The organism is Glutamicibacter soli (assembly GCF_003309065.1).
Classification (GTDB): Bacteria; Actinomycetota; Actinomycetes; order Actinomycetales; family Micrococcaceae; genus Glutamicibacter; species Glutamicibacter soli.
Genome location: NZ_POAF01000001.1, coordinates 582,555 through 600,957, shown reverse-complemented (window position 1 = coordinate 600,957; position 18,403 = coordinate 582,555). Strand labels below are relative to the sequence as shown.

General features: G+C 65.5%; 16 protein-coding genes. 14 read left to right on the top strand and 2 right to left on the bottom strand.

What is annotated here, in order from left to right; all coding sequences use genetic code 11:
- The first annotated feature begins 2 nt into the window (after window positions 1–2).
- From C1H84_RS02810 to secA, 11 genes are all read left to right on the top strand, one after another.
- Entirely contained in the window at window positions 3–980 is a 978-nt protein-coding gene (locus tag C1H84_RS02810) for an ABC transporter permease (protein WP_113606471.1), read from the top strand.
- Entirely contained in the window at window positions 977–2,665 is a 1,689-nt protein-coding gene (locus tag C1H84_RS02805; RefSeq protein WP_113606470.1) for a dipeptide ABC transporter ATP-binding protein, read from the top strand. The genes C1H84_RS02810 and C1H84_RS02805 overlap by 4 nt, the downstream gene beginning before the upstream one ends.
- Window positions 2,666–2,806: 141 nt before the next feature.
- Complete coding sequence (locus tag C1H84_RS02800) at window positions 2,807–3,190, top strand: chorismate mutase (protein ID WP_047119511.1); 384 nt, start codon at window positions 2,807–2,809, stop codon at window positions 3,188–3,190.
- On the top strand, window positions 3,183–4,256 hold the full coding sequence (locus C1H84_RS02795) for a uroporphyrinogen decarboxylase/cobalamine-independent methonine synthase family protein (RefSeq protein WP_113606469.1): 1,074 nt from the start codon (window positions 3,183–3,185) through the stop codon (window positions 4,254–4,256). The genes C1H84_RS02800 and C1H84_RS02795 overlap by 8 nt, the downstream gene beginning before the upstream one ends.
- 192 nt (window positions 4,257–4,448) lie before the next feature.
- Window positions 4,449–5,129, top strand: a complete 681-nt coding sequence (gene mtrA / locus C1H84_RS02790) for an MtrAB system response regulator MtrA (protein WP_047119509.1) — start codon at window positions 4,449–4,451, stop codon at window positions 5,127–5,129.
- Entirely contained in the window at window positions 5,126–6,931 is a 1,806-nt protein-coding gene (gene mtrB, locus C1H84_RS02785) for an MtrAB system histidine kinase MtrB (protein ID WP_053798411.1), read from the top strand. Before mtrA ends, mtrB begins: the two co-directional genes overlap by 4 nt.
- Window positions 6,931–8,634, top strand: a complete 1,704-nt coding sequence (locus C1H84_RS02780; protein WP_047119508.1) for an LpqB family beta-propeller domain-containing protein — start codon at window positions 6,931–6,933, stop codon at window positions 8,632–8,634. Before mtrB ends, C1H84_RS02780 begins: the two co-directional genes overlap by 1 nt.
- Window positions 8,635–8,708: 74 nt before the next feature.
- Entirely contained in the window at window positions 8,709–9,509 is an 801-nt protein-coding gene (locus tag C1H84_RS02775; RefSeq protein WP_047119507.1) for a ComF family protein, read from the top strand.
- Between the two features lie 160 nt (window positions 9,510–9,669).
- Window positions 9,670–10,368, top strand: a complete 699-nt coding sequence (gene hpf, locus C1H84_RS02770) for a ribosome hibernation-promoting factor, HPF/YfiA family (RefSeq protein ID WP_047119506.1) — start codon at window positions 9,670–9,672, stop codon at window positions 10,366–10,368.
- A 125-nt stretch (window positions 10,369–10,493) separates the two neighbouring features.
- On the top strand, window positions 10,494–11,555 hold the full coding sequence (locus tag C1H84_RS02765; RefSeq protein WP_113606467.1) for a winged helix-turn-helix domain-containing protein: 1,062 nt from the start codon (window positions 10,494–10,496) through the stop codon (window positions 11,553–11,555).
- A gap of 138 nt (window positions 11,556–11,693) precedes the next feature.
- Window positions 11,694–14,363 (top strand): preprotein translocase subunit SecA, encoded by a 2,670-nt coding sequence (secA, locus tag C1H84_RS02760; protein ID WP_053798409.1) that lies wholly within the window; start codon window positions 11,694–11,696, stop codon window positions 14,361–14,363.
- Here secA and C1H84_RS02755 read toward each other — a convergent pair.
- Both C1H84_RS02755 and C1H84_RS02750 read right to left on the bottom strand, forming a co-directional pair.
- Window positions 14,360–14,893: an Rv3235 family protein gene (locus tag C1H84_RS02755; protein ID WP_047119503.1), complete on the bottom strand. Its 534-nt coding sequence runs from the start codon at window positions 14,891–14,893 to the stop codon at window positions 14,360–14,362. The two genes, secA and C1H84_RS02755, sit on opposite strands and share 4 nt — an antisense overlap.
- Window positions 14,894–14,949: 56 nt before the next feature.
- Complete coding sequence (locus C1H84_RS02750) at window positions 14,950–15,672, bottom strand: LysM peptidoglycan-binding domain-containing protein (RefSeq protein WP_113606466.1); 723 nt, start codon at window positions 15,670–15,672, stop codon at window positions 14,950–14,952.
- A gap of 139 nt (window positions 15,673–15,811) precedes the next feature.
- Between C1H84_RS02750 and C1H84_RS02745 the strand changes: the two genes are divergently transcribed.
- The 3 genes from C1H84_RS02745 to C1H84_RS02735 all read left to right on the top strand — a co-directional run bounded on the left by C1H84_RS02745 (window position 15,812) and on the right by C1H84_RS02735 (window position 18,369).
- A complete protein-coding gene (locus C1H84_RS02745) occupies window positions 15,812–16,372 on the top strand; it encodes a hypothetical protein (protein WP_146955837.1) in 561 nt (186 codons plus the stop codon).
- Between the two features lie 87 nt (window positions 16,373–16,459).
- The gene (locus C1H84_RS02740; protein ID WP_146955835.1) at window positions 16,460–17,125 is read left to right on the top strand and encodes a CpaB family protein; all 666 of its coding nucleotides are present in this window, start codon (window positions 16,460–16,462) and stop codon (window positions 17,123–17,125) included.
- Complete coding sequence (locus C1H84_RS02735; protein ID WP_047119500.1) at window positions 17,122–18,369, top strand: CpaE/TadZ family protein; 1,248 nt, start codon at window positions 17,122–17,124, stop codon at window positions 18,367–18,369. Before C1H84_RS02740 ends, C1H84_RS02735 begins: the two co-directional genes overlap by 4 nt.
- Window positions 18,370–18,403 lie beyond the last annotated feature (34 nt).

The following is an 18,403-nucleotide window of genomic DNA, read 5'->3' as shown; positions in this document are numbered from 1 at the left end:
TCATGAGCACCGCTACTCTTCCCGCCTCGAACAAGTCGTGGGTCCAGAAGCTCCCGATCATCTCCCACCTGAAGATGTCCTCCGGGCTCCAGCGCGGCATGCTGGTCAGCGGCCTGATTCTCACGAGCCTGTTCCTGAGCACCGCGATCTTCGCGCCGCTGATCGCACCGTTTGGCTTCGCCCAGTCGGGCGACGCCAACGGCGACTTCCCGCGCCAGGCCGCGCCGGGCGGGGAATTCATCTGGGGCACCACCTCCGGCGGCTACGACGTGTTCTCCCGCACCGTCTTCGGCGCGCAGACCGCGATCTTCGTGATCATCGCCGCCGTGGTGATGTCGCTGTTCCTCGGCGTGCTGCTGGGCCTGGTCTCCGGCTACCTGGGCGGCTGGTTCGACCGCATCATGGTGGTCCTCGCCGACGCCATCTACGCCTTCCCGTCGCTGCTGCTGGCCATCGTGATGTCCATCGTGATCTCCCAAGGCCAGTCAACAGTGTTCGGCGGCGTCATGGCCGCGGCCATTTCCATCACCGTGGTGTTCATCCCGCAGTACTTCCGCGTGGTGCGCGCCGAGGTGATGCGCCTGAAGGCCGAACCGTTCGTGGAATCCGCACAGGTCATCGGCGCCAGCCCGTGGCGGGTCATGATCACCCACCTGCTGCGCAACGCCACCCGCACCCTGCCGCTGATCTTTACGCTGAACGCCACCGAGGCGCTGCTGACCCTGGCGGGCCTGGGCTTCCTGGGCTTCGGCATCGAGCCGACCAGCGCATCGGAATGGGGCTACGACCTGAACCGCGCGATGTCGGACGCCACCAGCGGCATCTGGTGGACCGGCCTGTTCCCGGGCCTGGCCATCGTGATCACCGTGCTGGGCATGACCCTGGTCGGCGAGTCCATGAACGATTTGAATGACCCGCGCCTGCGCCGCTTCAGCCGCAAGAAGGCCAAGCGCATCACCCAAGCAGGAGCCGGAGCATGAGCCACGCAGCGCCAACCATCACCGAGGACCGCGGCGCCGTGCTGCGCGTCGAGGGCTTGAACATCGACTTCGTCACCGACGCAGGTGCGGTTCCCGCCGTGCGCGGCGTGGACTTCACGGTCAAGGCCGGGGAGATCCTGGCCATCGTGGGCGAATCCGGGTCCGGCAAGTCAGTGACCGCGCGCACCGCGCTGGGTATCATGGCGGAGAACGGAGCCGCCAGCGGAGCTGTATACCTCAACGGCAAGGACATGCTGACCCTGCACGGGGCGGACCTGCGCGCCGCCCGCGGCCGGGACGTGGCCATGGTCTTCCAAGAGCCCTCGACCGCGTTGAATCCGGTCTACACCGTGGGCTGGCAGATCATGGAGGGCATTCGCGCCCACAACAAAATCTCCAAGAAGGAAGCGAAGTCGCGCGCCATCGAGGCCATGCGCCAGGTCGGCATCCCGGACCCCGAACAGCGGGTGGACTACTACCCGCACCAGTTCTCCGGAGGCCAGAAGCAGCGTGTGGTGATCGCCGCCGCGCTGGCGCTGAAGCCCGGGCTGATCGTGGCCGACGAGCCGACCACGGCACTGGACGTCACCGTGCAGGCGGAAATCCTGTCGCTGCTGCGCGAGCTGCGCAGCGAGCTGGGCACCGCCATCGTGATCATCACCCACAACATGGGGGTGGTCGCCGACATTGCGGATCGGGTCATCGTGATGAACCAGGGCAAGATCGTGGAGGAAGCCGAAGCGCTGACCCTCTTCGAGGCCCCGCAGGAGGAGTACACCCGCTCGCTGCTTGCCGCCGTGCCGCACCTGGGCCGCGAAAGCGCCTCCGAAGGCATGGCCGAACGCCCGGTCGCCGGCGCCGAGGTACTGGTCGAGGCCAAGGACCTGGTCGTCCACTTCCCGGGACGCCTCGGCACCCCCGGCTTCACCGCCGTGGACAAGGTCGATTTGAAGATCCACGCCGGGGAAGTCTACGGCCTGGTCGGCGAGTCCGGCTCCGGCAAGACCACCATCGGGCGAACCATCGCCGGCCTGAACCGGATGACCTCCGGCTCGCTGAAGGTGCTGGGCTATGAAATGGCGCAGTTCAAGGAACGCAGCTTCAAGCCGCTGCGCGAGCAGATCGGCTTCGTGTTCCAGGACCCGGCCGCCAGCTTCAACCCGCACCTGACCATCGGCGAATGCGTCGCCGAACCGCTGATGGTGCACCGCGAACTCGGCGCCTCGGCCACCCGCGCCAAGGTGGCCCAGCTGCTTGAAGCGGTGCAGCTGCCCTCAGGCTTCGCCAACCGCTACCCGCATGAGCTCTCCGGCGGCCAGCGCCAGCGCGCCTCGCTGGCCCGCGCCCTGGCGTTGGAGCCCAAGCTGCTGATCGCCGACGAACCGACCAGCGCGCTGGACGTCTCGGTGCAGGCCAAGGTGCTTCAGCTGTTCCGCGAGCTGCAGGCCGAGCTGGGCTTCGCCGCCCTGTTCGTCTCCCACGACCTCGCGGTGGTGGACCAGTTGGCGACCTGGGTGGGCGTGCTGTTCCGCGGCACGCTGCTGGAGGAAGGTCTGGGCTCGCAGGTGCTGGCCAACCCGCGCAACGACTACACCCAGCGGCTGACCGCCTCGCTGCCGGTTCCCGACCCGCGCGAGCAGGCCCAGCGCCGCGCCCGCATCGAGGAGCTGAACGCCAAGGGCTGAGCCGGCTTCCGGCCCCGCCTGAACGCCCGCGCAGCGCGCCTCCCCGTCCCGGGAGCGTGCGCTGCGCGGGCGTTCGGCGTTCGCCGGTGTCCGGCGTCACCTTCTGGGTGAAGCGCTCGGTGACCACGTAAACTGAAAATCATGAGCGAGCCGAACCTGACCGAAGAGAAGAACGCCTTCGACCCGCACGCGAGTTCCCTGCAGGGCGAAGTCCAGCAGGAGGTGCTGGACGAGCTGTATGCGATCCGGGGGAGCATCGACAACTTCGACGCCCAGCTGGTTTACCTGCTGGCCGAACGCTTCAAGGCGACCCAGCGCGTGGGGCACCTGAAGGCCACGCATCAGCTGCCCGCCAGCGACCCCAACCGGGAAAAGGCCCAGATCGAGCGCTTGCGCCGGCTGGCCCACGAGGCGCACCTGGATCCGGAATTCGCCGAGAAATTCATGAATTTCATCATTTCCGAGGTCATCCGCCACCACCAGCACATCTCCGACAACCACCGGGGCCCCGCCGCCGATGCCTGAAACGCAGGACCTCTCGGCCGTTCCGGCACGCCGCCAGGATGTGCACGTCACCTCCTTCTGCCAGTTCCCGGGCACCGATCCGCTGGAGATCCACCGGGTCATCCGCGGGGAGCTGGGCGAACCGAACCTCGCCGTGCTGCCGCAGCTGCCTGACCGCGGCGTCGGGGCCGACGCCCTGGGCCGCAGCGCCACCATGGCCGCCGAGCTGGGTTTCGATCTGCAGCCGCACGGCTGGCGCATCGGGGTGCCCGATGGCATGGATGCCCGGCGCGCCCGCAGCCTGCTGCGCAGCGATGAGAACCTGCTGGCCGACGTGGCAGGTGCCGAGAAGAAGCGCCCGACCCGGCTGCTGGTCGATGTGCTCGGGCCCTGGAGCCTTGCCGCCGGCCTGCACCTGGCCAGTGGCGAAAAGGTGTTGTCCGACCACGGGGCGCGGCGCGACGTCATCGAGGCCTACGCCCACGGGGTGCGCGAGCACCTGGATCGGATCACCCGCGCCACCGGCATTACCGGGTTCACCCTGCAGCTCGACGAGCCGCAGCTTCCCGCCGCACTGGACGGCACCGTGCCCACCGCCAGCGGCTACCGCACCTTGCGCTCCATCCCGCGCAGCGAGGTGCGCACCAGCTATTCCGGCTTCCTGGCCGTGCTGTCCGGCGGGCAGGACCCCTCGCCGCTGCGCGTGACGGTGAACCTTCCCACGGCCGACGTCTCGTGGATTGAGCGGGTCGACCTGCTGCACCAAGCGGGCATCGACGGATGGCTGCTGGACCCGGCCGCGATGGGCCACCGGCATTGGGAACGCGCTGCGGGCCTGGTCGAAACCGGCGCCCAGCTGTTCTTGCAGCTGCTGCAGCCCGGTGGCCGCGCCCCGGGTGTGGTGCAGGGCGTGAAAACCATCCTGCGCCCCTGGCGGCAGTTGGGCCTGCCGCTGTCCAGCCTTTCGGCCCTGACGCTGATGCCCGCCGGTTCCTTCGCCTCCAGCAGCGCGGCCGAGGTCGTGGACTGCCTGGGGCACCTGACCGGCTACGCCCAAGCCCTGGAACAGACCCGGGTCGACGCCTAGCTGGGGGATCTGCCTCCAATGGCGGGGCTTTGCGCCAGTCAACCGGCTGAATCGGGGGCTGGTCATGTATCTTAGAAACAATGGCGGTAGCTTAGCTGCGCACTGGTGACCAGCCGGTTGGGCGGGGCCGTGCAGTCCTGCCCCTGCCGGCAGGCCGCCCGCGGCTGTCCTAGCATTTCAGGGGGAAATTGGATGAAGGCACGAATTCTTGTTGTCGACGATGACGAGGCGTTGTCGGAAATGATCGGCATCGTCCTGCAGAACGACGGCTTCGAGGCCTCCTTCTGCTATGACGGTTCCGGGGCGCTGGAAGCCTTCCGCGAGTCAAACCCCGACCTGGTGCTGCTGGACCTGATGCTTCCGGGCATCGACGGAATCGAGGTCTGCAAGCAGATCCGCGCCGAATCCGACGTCCCGGTGGTCATGCTCACCGCCAAGTCGGACACCGCCGACGTGGTCCGCGGCCTGGAGTCCGGCGCGGACGACTACGTCCCCAAGCCCTTCAAGCCAGCCGAGCTGGTGGCCCGCGTGCGCGCCCGCCTGCGCCCGAACGAAACCCATGCGGCCGAGACCCTGCAGGTTGGCGAGGTCGCCATCGACGTGGCCGGCCACCGGGTGACCCGCGGCGGCACCGTGGTGTCGCTGACCCCGCTGGAATTCGACCTGCTGGTGACCATGGCGCGCAAGCCGTGGCAGGTCTTCAGCCGCGAGCAGCTGCTCGAAGCGGTCTGGGGCTACCGACACGCGGCCGATACCCGGCTGGTGAACGTGCACGTGCAGCGCCTGCGCTCCAAGATCGAGGTCGACCCCGAGAAGCCGCAGATCATCCAGACCGTGCGCGGTGTCGGATACAAGGCTGGATCGGCAAGTTGAACACGCACGCGCCGACCGGAAAAGAACTTGTCCCGGTCGATGTGCGTGTCCATGGCATTCCCCAGGCCCCGCGGTTCTACCGGCTGAAGCACTGGATCCGCCGTCCCGTGGAAGCGGTGCGCAACCGCTGGCAGCGCCATCTGCTGTTCCGCACAGTGATCTCCACGCTGCTGTTCACCTCGCTGGCGCTGCTGGCCGCCGGCGCGTTCCTCTCCAACCAGATCGCCTCCACGCTGTTCCAGGAACGCTTCAACCAGATCGAGAAGGAATCCGAGCGCGGCCTGACGCAGGCGCGCTCCATCCTCGAATCCGCCGCCACCACCGACCGCGCCTCCACCCAGGCCCTGGTGAACTCCACCTTGGCCACCCTGGAGGGCGACGGCGCCACCGTCATCCGAGACTTCGTCCTGATGCCCATCGCCGGGGACGAGAACCTCTACGTCGGCCCCATGGCCTCCGGTTCGCTGACTACCCGCGTGGTGCCCGAGGACCTCGCCGAATCCGTGGCGGGGGAACAGGGCATCTACTGGCGTTCCATCGAGCTGGGCGTCGAGGGCGACCAGTATCCCGGGCTGATCATCGGAACCAAGGTGCTGATCCCGCCGGGCCGAGAATACGGCCTCTACCTGGTCTACGACCTGTCCAGCGTGCAGGACACCCTGGCCTTCATCAACCGCGCCATGACCTTCACCGGGCTGGTGCTGCTGGCAGTGGTCGGCTTCGTCGCCTGGTCTGTGGCCCGCACCGTGGTGCGCCCGGTGGCCGACGCCGCCTACGTGTCCGAGCGCATCGCCGCCGGCGATCTGGACCGCCGCATGAAGGTCTCCGGCCGCGACGAGGTGGCGCGCCTGGGCACCGCCTTCAACCACATGGCCGCCTCCCTGCAGGAGCAGATCACCGCCCTGAACAACCTCTCGGCCATGCAGCAGCGTTTCGTCTCCGACGTCTCCCACGAGCTGCGCACCCCGCTGACCACCGTGCGCATGGCCGCCGAGCTGATCCACGACGCCCGCGAGAACTTCGACCCGCTGACCGCGCGCTCCGCCGAGCTGATGTACAACCAGATCGAGCGCTTCCAGAACCTGCTCAACGACCTGCTGGAGGTCTCGCGCTTCGACGCCGGCGTGGCAGTGCTGGACCGCGAATCCACCGACCTGAACGTGATTGTCGGGAAGGTCATCGTCACCGCCACCCCGGTGGCCGACGAATACGGCACCGTCATCCGGCTGAACTCCCCGCCCGAGGGATGCGTGGCGGAAGTCGACCCGCGCCGCCTGGAACGCGTCATCCGCAACCTGGTGCTCAACGCCGTGGAGCACGGCGAGGCGCAGCCGATCGACGTGACCATCGGCGCCAACGAATCAGCCGTGGCGGTCACCGTGCGCGACTACGGCATCGGCATGTCCGAGGAATCCTGCAAGCACGTCTTCGACCGCTTCTGGCGCGCCGACCCGGCTCGCGCCCGCACCACCGGAGGCTCGGGCCTGGGCCTGTCCATCGCGATGGAGGACATCAGGCTGCACGAGGGCCGGCTGGAGGCCTGGGGCGAACTGGGCATCGGCTCGGTCTTCCGTGTCACCCTGCCGCGCACCGCCGCGGACACCATCGACTCCTCGCCGCTGCCGCTGGAACCGGCCGCCGTGCAGACCCTGGACGAGCCGCAGGGTGACAGCTTCCCGCTGACCGGCGAAGTCCCCAAGATCGGCTACACCCCGCTGGTGCTGCCCGAGGACGACGATCTGGACGACGACATCGCCGATCCGGGCGCGCCGATTCCGCCCGCCTCGTCGGAGGAGAAATAATGCGACGCACGCTGATTTCGCTGCTGGCCATGCTGCTGGGAGTGGCGCTCACCGCCACCGGCTGCGCCTCCATCCCGCGCTCCTCCCCGGTCAAGCAGATCGAGGCGCATTCGGAGGACTCCGAGTCGGAGTCCTACAGCTACGCCGCGGACGGGCCCGCCGACGGCGCGGATGCCAGGGCGATCGTCGACGGTTTCGTGGCCGCCGGCCGTTCGGTGGCGGAGGACTACGCAGTCGCCCGCGAGTTCCTCACCCCGGAGCTGAGCCGGCAGTGGCGCGGGGACACCAGCACGCTGATCTACGAGGCTGTCAACGTGGTTAACGGCGCCGAGACCAACCAGTACACGATCCAGCTGGAGATCATCGGGGCGGTGGATGCCCAGGGCGTGCGCACCATGTACCCCGACCATTCAACCCGCGCGGTGGACGTCGCCGTGTCCAAGGTCGACGACCAGTGGCGCATCTCCGACGCGCCCAACGGCGTGATGCTGGAAGCCTCCACCTTCAACAAGATCTTCTCCGCCCAGACCCTGTACTTCTACAACGCCACCTACCGCTATCTGGTGCCTGACATCCGCTGGTTCGCCACCGGCAGCGGCACCGCAACCTCGATGGTCGAAGCGCTGCTGGAGGGCCCAGCGCCGTACCTGGAAAATGCCGTGGTCTCCGCTTTCAGCTCCGCCGGATCCCTGGTGCGCTCCGCGGTCCCGGTGCGCGACGGCACCGCGACCGTCGACCTGAGCAAGGCGACCTTCCAGGACGCCACCGACCAGATGCTGCTGCTCATGGACCAGCAGCTGGAAGCCACCTTGATCCCCTTGAGCAGCGTGACGAAAGTGCAGATGCTGCAGGAGGAAACCGAGATCACGCTGGCCGACCAGAGCATCACCATCGAGCCGGCGCAGGTCGACCCCAGCACCCCGGATACGCTGATCGGCATCGCGGACAAGTCGCTGGTCTACGTCAAGGGGCTCTCGGTCATCCCCGTCGGCGGGCTGCCGGATATCTCGCGCTACAATCCGCGCGAACCCGCCATGTCGCCCATCGGCAACCGCTACGCCTTCCTGAACGGATCGCGCAAGCAGCTGTGGACCATCGGCGAGGACGGCTCGCTGGACCTGGGCCTTGAAGGCGAATCACTGATCCAGCCGTCCATGGACTTGGCCGGCTGGACCTGGACGGCGGACAACCACGACAAGAACCCGCTGCGCGCGGTGCCCGACAGCATCGCGGGCAAGGGCGAAGCCCGCACGATCAGCGTGCCGTGGCTGGAAGGCTCCAGCGTCAGCTCGCTGCGCATTTCCCGCGACGGGGCCCGGGCGCTGATCGTCGCCACCAAGGACTCGGCAACCACCGTGTACGTCTCCGGAGTGATCCGCGATTCCGACGGGGTGCCGCGAGGCCTGAGCAAGACGCCGATGAAGATCTACCCCGACGTCCCGGTGAACACCGCGGTCTGGGAATCCGATCGTTCGATCATCGTCGCCGAGCTGAGCCTTACCGAGCCGGTGCTGGCCGAGCAGATCACCTTCCAAGGTGGCAGCAAGCACCTGCAGGTGCTGCTGGGCATGGTGGGCATCGCCGCCGGCACCGGAAAGCAGCGGGAAGTCTACGCCGAATCCCAGGACCAGCTGTTCAGCCTGGTGGGCAACTCCTGGCATGTGCTGGACGACTACGCCAAGGACATCTCCTACCCGGGCTGACCGGAGCGCACCGCGGCATCCACAATCGGCGTCCAGCGCCGGCGGCCATGCCGCGGCCGCGCCCATCCTGGAGCATGGGCTCCAACGACCGGGAAATCCTGCGGGACCTGGACCAGCTGTATGGCCAGCGGGTTCCGCAATGGGTGCGCTTCGCGCTGCGCGAAACTTGCAACTTCCTGCTGCCTGCCAGCTGTGCGGTCTGCGGCAGGGCCGATGACAGGCTGTGCCCCACCTGCCGCGGCGCGGTGCGCCGCCAGCTCTGCCTCCCGCCGCTTCCCGACAGCCAGAGCCGCTACCTTGAACTGCCGGCGCTGGCCGGACAGATCCCCGTGGCGGCTTGCGGCGTCTACGGCAACGAGCTGGCCCGAGCCATCCTGTCCTACAAGGACCACCAGCGGTATTTCCTGAAAGAGCTGTTTTCGCCCTACCTCGCCGCCGCCCTGAATGCCTCGCTTGTTCCGCAGTCCCGCGCCCGGCGCACACTGGTCGTTCCCATGCCCACCTCGCTGAAGGCGATTGCGCGCAGGGGATACCGGCCGGTGGAAGCCATGCTCCAGTCGGCCGAGCGCCTCGGACTGCTCGACGCAGGCCTGGAACTGTCACCGGTGCTGCACTACCGGATGGGCCAGGTGTTCAGCGGGGCCCAGAAGAGCAAATCCGGCTCGGACCGGCGCGGGCAGCACGCGCAGCTGATTGCCGAGATCCCGCGTGTTCGCCAACAGCCGATCCTGCTTGTCGATGACGTGATGACCACCGGTTCCACCCTGCAAAATGCCGCAATTACCTGTAATAACGCGGGATACGACGTGCTCGGAGGGGTAGTGCTGGCACTCACTCGACCGCCGGGCGATGACCGGGGTGGACAATTACGCTGACCGCGATAGGAAATGTCCGCGTTCGGTACTTGAATCTGGGCCGCCGTGGCCTAAGGTGAAGTATGGGTTGCATCACACAGATGCAGCGAAGCCCATCTTCAGTTCGAAGAGATCAAACTTCCGAACTGTTGTGTCACCCGACTCAATTTTGGAGGACACCATGGAGCTGAACTACAGCGGACGCAACATCACCATCTCGGACCGTTTCCGGGAGTATGTTGATGAGAAAATCACCAAGGTCGACCAGCTGGCCACCAAGATCCAGCGCATTGACGTCAAGGTCGTCAAGGAAACTCACGCCCGTGACCAGAGCACCGCACTGTCCGTGGAACTGACGGTTGTCGGTCGAGGACCGGCAATCCGTGCAGAAGCCCGTGGGGCTGACAAGTTTGCAGCCTTTGATGTCGCATTCGCCAAGCTGCTTGAGCGTCTGCGCAAGGCCCGCGACAAGCGCAAGGTGCATCGCGGAAACCATGCCCCGGTGGCAGTCCATCAGGCCACCAGCGCGCTGCCGGTTGTTCCGACGGACAAGTCCCTCGTTGAGGAAACTCTCGCAGCCCAGGCCGCCGCCGAAGCGGAAGAAGCTGAAGCGAACGCCGAGTACTCGCCGGTCGTGATCCGCCGGAAGTCCTTCCCTGCCGAAGTCATGAGCGTTGACGACGCAGTGGACCGCATGGAGCTGGTGGGGCACCCGTTCTACCTCTTCGTCGATGAAGCCACCGGCGAGCACTCCGTGGTCTACGGCCGCACCCAATACCAGTACGGTGTCATCACCCTGGATGCTTCGCTCAGTGACGAAACCGAGTCGACCACCGAGACTCGCGGCTACCGCGACAAGGCAATGGCGACCGAGGGTTAGCCATTAGCGATCCAGCAAACAAGGGCGGTCGGCGCACCCTGAGCCTGTCACAGGCTCGACGGGTTGCGCTGGCCGCCCAAGGCTTGTCCCGGGCCCGCCCGGACAAGCCCGTGACTCTCCGGCGGATGAACTCGACGCTGGAGTCCATCGCCCAGCTGCAGATCGATTCGATCAACGTTGTCCAACGAGCCCACTACATGCCGCTTTTCGCGCGGCTTGGTGCCTACGACATCGGTGCGCTGGACAGGCTGGTGGCGCGCAAACGCGGCCCGATGACCGAATACTGGGCGCACGAAGCCAGCTATGTGCGCAGCGAGCTCGTCGCGGACCTGATCACCTGGCAGCGGCGCGGCTGGATCGACCGTTCGGACCTGTTCACCAGTGAGCACTGCGAACTGACCGACAACGTGCTGTCCTATCTCGCCACGCATCCGGGCACCACCGCCCGCGAGCTCAGCGCCGCGCTGGACATCCAGCCGGTCGGGGAGAAGCAGCACTGGGGCTGGAACTGGAACGATACGAAGTTCGTCACCGAAGCGCTGTTTGCCCAGGGCCGGATCCTTGCGCTGGGCCGCAGCAGCCAGTTCGAACGCCGCTTCGCGCTGGCCGAGGACGTGATCGACCTGCAACGGGCTGCTGTCCCGGGCGACAAGCGGTCCGCCCTTCGCCGGCTGGTGCTGCGGGCGATGCGCGCACTGGGCGTGGGCACCGCCCACTGCATCGCCGAATACTTCCGGCTGCCCGCCACCCAGGTCGCCGGACTGCTGCGCGAACTGGCCGCAGAGCGGCTGATTGAGCAAGTTGGGGTCGCCGGCCTCGCCGAAAACTGTTACCAGCTGCCCGGAACCGTCATTCCGCGCAGCGTCCAACCCGATCTGCGCCTGCTCTCGCCCTTCGATTCGATGGTCTTCAACAGGCGCAGGCTGGAGCGCTTCTTCGGCTTCGAATACCGGGTGGAAATCTATGTTCCGCAGGCCAAGCGGCGCTACGGGTACTACGTTTTTCCGATGCTCTACGGCGAGGACTTCGTTGGCAGGGTGGATCTGAAAGCCGACCGGAAAAACGGGGTGCTGCAAGCCAAGTCAGTGCATTACGAACCCGGAGTTTGCCCGGAAGTTTCGGGCGAGCTGGATCGCGAACTGGGGCGAATGGCGCGGTGGCTCGGGTTGGCCGCGGTTGAACGTTGACTGTGAACTGCCTGTTTGGTGCGTTGCCGTTCACCATAAGAACACCGCAGAGACTATCGAAATAGCGTTTGACGACGTTTTCCTCACGTAGACTAATTACGCCAGATTTACTGTGCTTGAGATATTGGGAGCTACCACGTGGCATCATTGCTAGAACGTATTTTGCGTACCGGCGACAAGAAGACCCTCAAGGTCCTTCGTAAGTACGCCGACACGATCAATACGTTGGAAGACGAGATTCGCGAACTTTCGGATGAAGAACTCCAGCGGGAGACCGAAAAGTTCCGGGCCCGACTGGCAGATGGTGAATCGCTGGACGCCCTGCTTCCCGAAGCATTCGCCGTCGTGCGCGAAGCCGCGGACCGCGTGCTGGGCATGCGCCACTTCGACGTCCAGCTCATGGGCGGCGCTGCGCTGCATATGGGCAATATCGCCGAAATGCGCACCGGTGAAGGCAAGACCTTGGTCGCGACCGCACCGGCCTACCTCAATGCCCTGACCGGCAAGGGTGTGCACGTGGTGACCACCAACGACTTCCTCGCGCAGTACCAGTCCGACCTGATGGGCCGCGTATTCCGCTTCCTTGGTCTGAGTTGCGGCTGCATCCTGGCGAACATGGATCCGGCCACCCGCCGCAAGCAGTACGCCGCCGACATCACGTACGGAACCAACAACGAATTCGGTTTCGACTACCTGCGCGACAACATGGCCTGGAGCAAGGACGAGCTCGTCCAGCGCGGCCACCACTTCGTTATCGTCGATGAGGTCGACTCGATTCTCATCGACGAAGCCCGTACCCCGCTGATCATCTCCGGGCAGGCCTCGGGCGACGTGAACCGCTGGTATGTCGAGTTCTCCAAGATCGTGGCCCGACTGACCCGCGAGGACGACTACGAGGTCGACGAAAAGAAGCGCACCATCGGCGTGCTTGAGAGCGGCATCGAGAAGGTCGAAGACTACCTGGGCATCGACAACCTCTACGAGTCCAACAACACCCCGCTGATCGGCTTCCTGAACAACGCCATCAAGGCCAAGGAGCTGTTCAAGAAGGACAAGGACTACGTTGTGGTCAACGGCGAAGTCATGATCGTCGACGAGCACACCGGCCGTGCGCTGCAGGGTCGCCGCTACTCCGAAGGCATGCACCAGGCCATCGAGGCCAAGGAAAGCGTGGAAATCAAGGCCGAGAACCAGACCCTCGCCACCGTCACCTTGCAGAACTACTTCCGCATGTACGAGAAGATCTCGGGCATGACCGGTACCGCCCAGACCGAAGCCGCGGAGTTCTACGGAACCTACAAGCTTGGCGTCGTGGAGATCCCGACCAACAAGCCGGCGATCCGCCAGGACCAGCCGGATCTGATCTACAAGAACGAGATTTCCAAGTTCAACGCGGTTGTCGAAGACATCGAAGAGCGCCACAAGACCGGCCAGCCGATCCTCGTGGGCACCACCAGCGTGGAGAAGAGCGAATACCTCTCCCGGCTGCTGGCCAAGAAGGGCATCCGCCACGAAGTGCTCAACGCCAAGCAGCACGCTCGTGAAGCCGCCGTGGTCGCCATGGCCGGCCGCAAGAACGCCGTGACCGTCTCGACCAACATGGCCGGCCGCGGTACCGACATCATGCTCGGCGGCAACGCCGAATTCCTCGCGGTGGCGGAAATGGAACGCCGCGGCCTGGATCCGGAAAACCACGCCGACGAATACAACAAGCAGTGGGACGACGTCTTCGAAGCGGCCAAGAAGACCGTTGCCGCGGAAGCCGAGGAAGTCACCAAGCTCGGCGGCCTGTACGTGCTGGGCACCGAACGCCACGAATCGCGCCGCATCGACAACCAGCTGCGCGGCCGTGCCGGTCGCCAGGGCGACCCGGGCGAATCCCGTTTCTACCTGTCGATGACCGACGACCTGATGCGCCGCTTCAACTCCGGCATGGCCGAGCGCATCATGAACAACCCGTCGATGCCCGATGATGTGGCCCTGGAATCCAAGATCGTATCCCGCGCCATCGAATCCGCGCAGGCCCAGGTGGAAGGCGTCAACGCCGAGCAGCGCAAGAACGTGCTGAAGTACGACGACGTCATGAACCGCCAGCGCGAGGCCATCTACACCGACCGCCGCGCCATCCTGGAAGGAGACGACCTCCAAGAGAAGGTCGGCCACTTCCTGGAAGACGTCGTGAAGGCCATGGTCACCGAGGCCACCCAGGTCGGCGACGCGGACGACTGGGATCTGAAGCAGCTGTGGACCAACCTGAAGCAGCTGTACCCGATCGGCATCACCATGACCGAGGTCATCGAAGAAGCCGGCGGCCTGGGCCGCCTCTCCGCCCAGTTCCTTGAACGCGAGATCCTCTCCGACGCGCAGTACCAGTACGAGCTGCGCGAGAATCGCGTGGGCTCCGGGGTCATGCGCGATCTGGAGCGCCGCGTGGTGCTGTCGACCATCGGCCGCAAGTGGCAGGAACACCTGTACGAGATGGACTACCTCAAGGAAGGCATCGGCCTGCGGGCGATGGCTCAGCGCGATCCGCTGGTTGAATACCAGCGCGAGGGCTACACCATGTTCCTGACCATGATGGAATCCATCCGCGAGGAAAGCATCGGCACCCTGTTCAACCTGGAGATCCCGAGCGGTTCCGAGGAATCCAGCCAAGCGCAGGGGGAGCCGGCGAACCAGCCGACGAACCTGCAGTTCACCGGCCCGGATGAGGAAGGCCATGCGAGCACGACCCGTGCCCAGGCCGCCAAAGCCGAAGGCAAGTCGGAGAAGAAGGCCAACAAGAAGAAGACCAAGAACAGGCGCTAAAGCATTTCCACGCTTGTGACCTGCCACCGTCCGTGCCATGGCTCTACACGAAGAGCCACGGCGCGGACGCGGTATTTAAAGCCCAGGATCACCGTACATTCCCATCCGCCGCCCAGGGTGCTGCGCAGCCGCATGGACTGCACCTGCCCATGGCTGGTGCCCGGTTCAGGGGCGGTCTTGTAGCCGTCGGTCTCGATGAGCGCCTGGTCCCGGAGCTTGCGGATGCAGTCCGGGTTCATCACGAAGTTCAGTTGAGAGACCGTGCGATAGCCGGCAATGATCTCGAAGACCGCTCGGGACACCGCATGCGAGAGCCTGACCACGTCGATTCGTTCGCGAGGAAAGCCGGGACCGCGGTGGAAAATGTGGTCCATCGGCACCGCGATGGCTGAAGGGGTTCTGCCTTCGGCTGACGCCAACGGCAGCTGGCAGCGGCCGCGGGAACTCTTGTGCTGGTTCAGGACTTCTCTGCGTGCTTCGCTTTCCCTGACCGTGTACGCCAGGTCCTGGAAGCCAGTATCGATGCTCATGGGGGACTCCTCGTTGTGTGCTGGATGACGTGCGGCGGCAGGATGCGCCGCCCGGTTCACTGCAGGGGTGGAAGCACGAGAACCGCTCCGACCTGGAGCAGGTCCGGGTCCGCGCCGATGACCGTGCGGTTCAGCTCGTAGATGCGGGGCCACAAGGCGGAGATTTCCGCGATGGTCGCCTGCCGACCGAGCATGTGCCCGGCGATGCTCCACAGCGTCTGCCCCTCGGCGACCACCACCTCCTGCCGCGCGTCCCGGGGCGGCTCAGAGGATTGCTTCTGCCCGCCGACGATCCGGGCCATGGGCACATTGACGGGTTCGGCGGACCAGCGCGGCGAGGGCAGTCGGTCAACGGGGGTGCCTGGCTCGGAGGTCATGCTGGTGCGCGCGCCTGACGACGCCGCGGACTGCGAGGCCGCGAGGGCGTGTTGGGCGGGATCCGGAGCTGCCCAAGCGGCGGCAACAGCCGTGGAGGACAACGTCAGCGACGCGCCCAAGGCCGTGCCCAGCACGCTGCGCGCCAGCCGAGGGGCCACCCGTTGCAACAGCCGCAGGGTGCGTTGATGCTGCCGGGCCGCGGCCCAGGTGATGGCGCGGGCCGTGACGGTGCGCAGGGTGTAGAGCCCTAGGAAAAGCGCCGCGGCGTAGAGCGCGGGGAGGGCGACGGTGCCTGGACCCGGGTCCGCGGAATCGAAGACCGGGCGTTCTTGCCAGATCCAGAACGCAAGTCCTGCCAGGATGATGCCGCTCCCCAACGCCAGCAGCGTCAGGAGAATCATTCGTCGCAAGCCATCCATAGTTAGAACTCTTTTCATCTCATTTGACACGATTTGATGAAGTTTGACTCACATGATGACAGCTTGGATCTATTTTGTGAAGAGGGTTTCGCCAACAAGTTTTCGCTCGTACAGTGGGCACATGCGTTGGGATTCACTTTTCGAGGACCTCGAATCACAGCTTCAAGCGCAGCTTGAGGCGCAATTCCGCGACGAGGTCGCCGAAAACATCCGCATTGAACGCGCTACCGAAAACCTGGCGGGAAAACTCAGGGCGTTGACCGGTCGCACCGTGCAGCTGCAGCTGCCAGGCTCTGTCGAAGCAGTGGGTACGGTAGGGCCGATGGGGGAGGACTACCTCTGCGTGGACGCCGAGGCCTCCAACCTGCTCGTCACCCTGCGAGCCATCCGGCGGATCACCGTGCCTTACTCGTCAAGGCCCACGGCCCTGCCAAGACCCGAGCCCTCACCCGTCAAGCTGCCGGCACTATTGCGCGGGCTGCTGCGAGACCGGAGTCGGATGCGGATCCACGACGGGCATGGCGAGCTGCTGGCCGAAGGCACACCCACCCAAATCGGCCAGGACTTCTTGGTGATCGCCGCCCATCCGCGAGACGAGTTCCCCCGGGAATCCAGCATTACTGAACATTCGATCGTGCCTCTTGCCGCCATCGGGTGGATCTCGATTCCCCGGGGTTACTAATCCACAGTTTTCAACTTCGGCCTTTCGCGCTCCACCAACTTGTCGTAGGCTCGGCTCACATATATCCATGTGTTGGAGGTGCGTGCCGTGCCAGCAGAACGACGTGCGAACGAGTCCCATCCTGCCGCCGCGGCGAGGATCAAGCGGCCCAGCTGGAAGGATCCCCGGTTGGCTCTCGGCGCGGTGCTGGTGACCGCATCGGTCATCGGCACGGTCTACCTGGTGCGCGGCATGAACGAAACGACCACCGTGTACGTGGCCGGTGCGAATATCACCCTGGGCGAGCAGCTCACCAGCCGCAACCTCAAGCCGCAGGAAGTCCAGCTCGGCGATTCGCTGGCCAAGTACCTGGAAGAAGACACCCTGGATCTGGGCAATGCGCGGGCCAACACCTTCATCGGCGCCGGCGAGCTCATCCCGCTGTCATCGATCACCAGCAGCGAGCTCGGTTCGCGCCGCCCAGTGAACCTGGAGCTGCCGGCAGACCTGAGCGATGCGATTACGCCTGGAAGCTTCGTGGATGTCTGGGTCGCCCGGCGCGAAGCAGGCGGCACCAGCTACGGCGTGCCCGAACAGCTGGCGGTAATGGTCGAGGTCTCGGCCCGCGTCGCCCACGCCGGCGGGCTGGTCGGTAACAACGGAACGAACCTGGAGCTGCTGGTTGAATCCGACAAGCTGGAGGCTTTCCTGCAGGCTCTGGCCAACGATGCGCGGATCACCGTGATCTACAACCCTGCAGGCGGGCAGCAATGAGCATTTCGGTAGTGGTGCTCGGGCGCGACGAGCATCTGGTGCGCCAGATCGAGGGGTATCGCGGAGAGCTGATCGTGGTCAGGGTCTGCGACGACGCGGCGGAGGCCATCGCTGCCTGCACCGCCGGTGCGGTCGATGTCTTGCTGGTTTCCGAGCGGGCTCTCATGCCGCCGATGGAGCAAGTCGACCAGCTGACCGTACAGCGCACCATGGTTGCGCTGCTGGATCCGAAACCCGAGCGCACCGCCGCCGTCCCGGGACTTGTGGAAATCCAGGACACCGTCGGCATGGTCGAGCTTGAAGCGCTCATCACCCAGGCACTGGTCGGCCTTGGCCAGGAGGCAACGGAGCGGGAACCCGGATCCACGACAGCTCAGGGCAGCGGAGCGGGACGCGAGGGCAGCATCGTCTGCTTCTGGGGCTCCCCGGGCTCCCCGGGGCGCAGCACCGTCGCGCTGAACTACGCGGTCGAAGCCGCGGTGGCCGGGCTCTCTGTGGTGCTCCTGGACGCCGACACCTATGCCGCCTCCCTGGCAATCCAGCTCGGCCTGATGGACGAATCGGCCTCGATCGCCCAGATGTGCCGTGTGGTCGACTCAGGCTCCCGCGACCCGGCCCGCCTCCGCTCCGCCTGCCTGGCCGTCGAGGTCGCAGAATCCACGCTGATGGTCGCCACCGGCATCCCTCGGGCCAGCCGCTGGCCCGAGGTCCGTGCCGCGGCCCTGCGCAGGGCCGCGCTGACCCTTCGCGCCCACCATGATCTGGTGGTGCTCGACGTGGCGCCCTACATCGAGCTGGACGAGCAACTCAGCTTCGACACCCAGGCGCCCCAGCGCAACGCGGTCACCGTGGAAATGCTGCAGTGCGCCGATGAAGTTTTTATGGTGGTCGCCGCCGACAGCCTGGGCATTCCCCGGGCATTGCGGGCCATTGACGAACTCGAGGAAAAAGTCCCGGGAATCGAGGTGAAAATCATCTTCAACAAAGTATCCTCGGGTAATTCCGGACACGGACCCAAGCGCCGTATTCTGGAGGCCTGGGAGCGTTTTGGACCAACGCACCCCGTCGTTGGATTTCTGCCCAATGACAACCCAATTTGCCATGCTGCAATCTTGGCTGGAAGCCCATTAGTGGAAATAGCTCCCAAAAGTTCATTACGTTCAGAAATCCGGTCGTTGGCTGGCATTAAATCTTCGGATTCCCCGGCTAAGGGGAAGACTCGTCGATTGGCAAAGAACCTGTGAGCCCGAAGCGCTGGAAACATGTAATGTGGGTAAA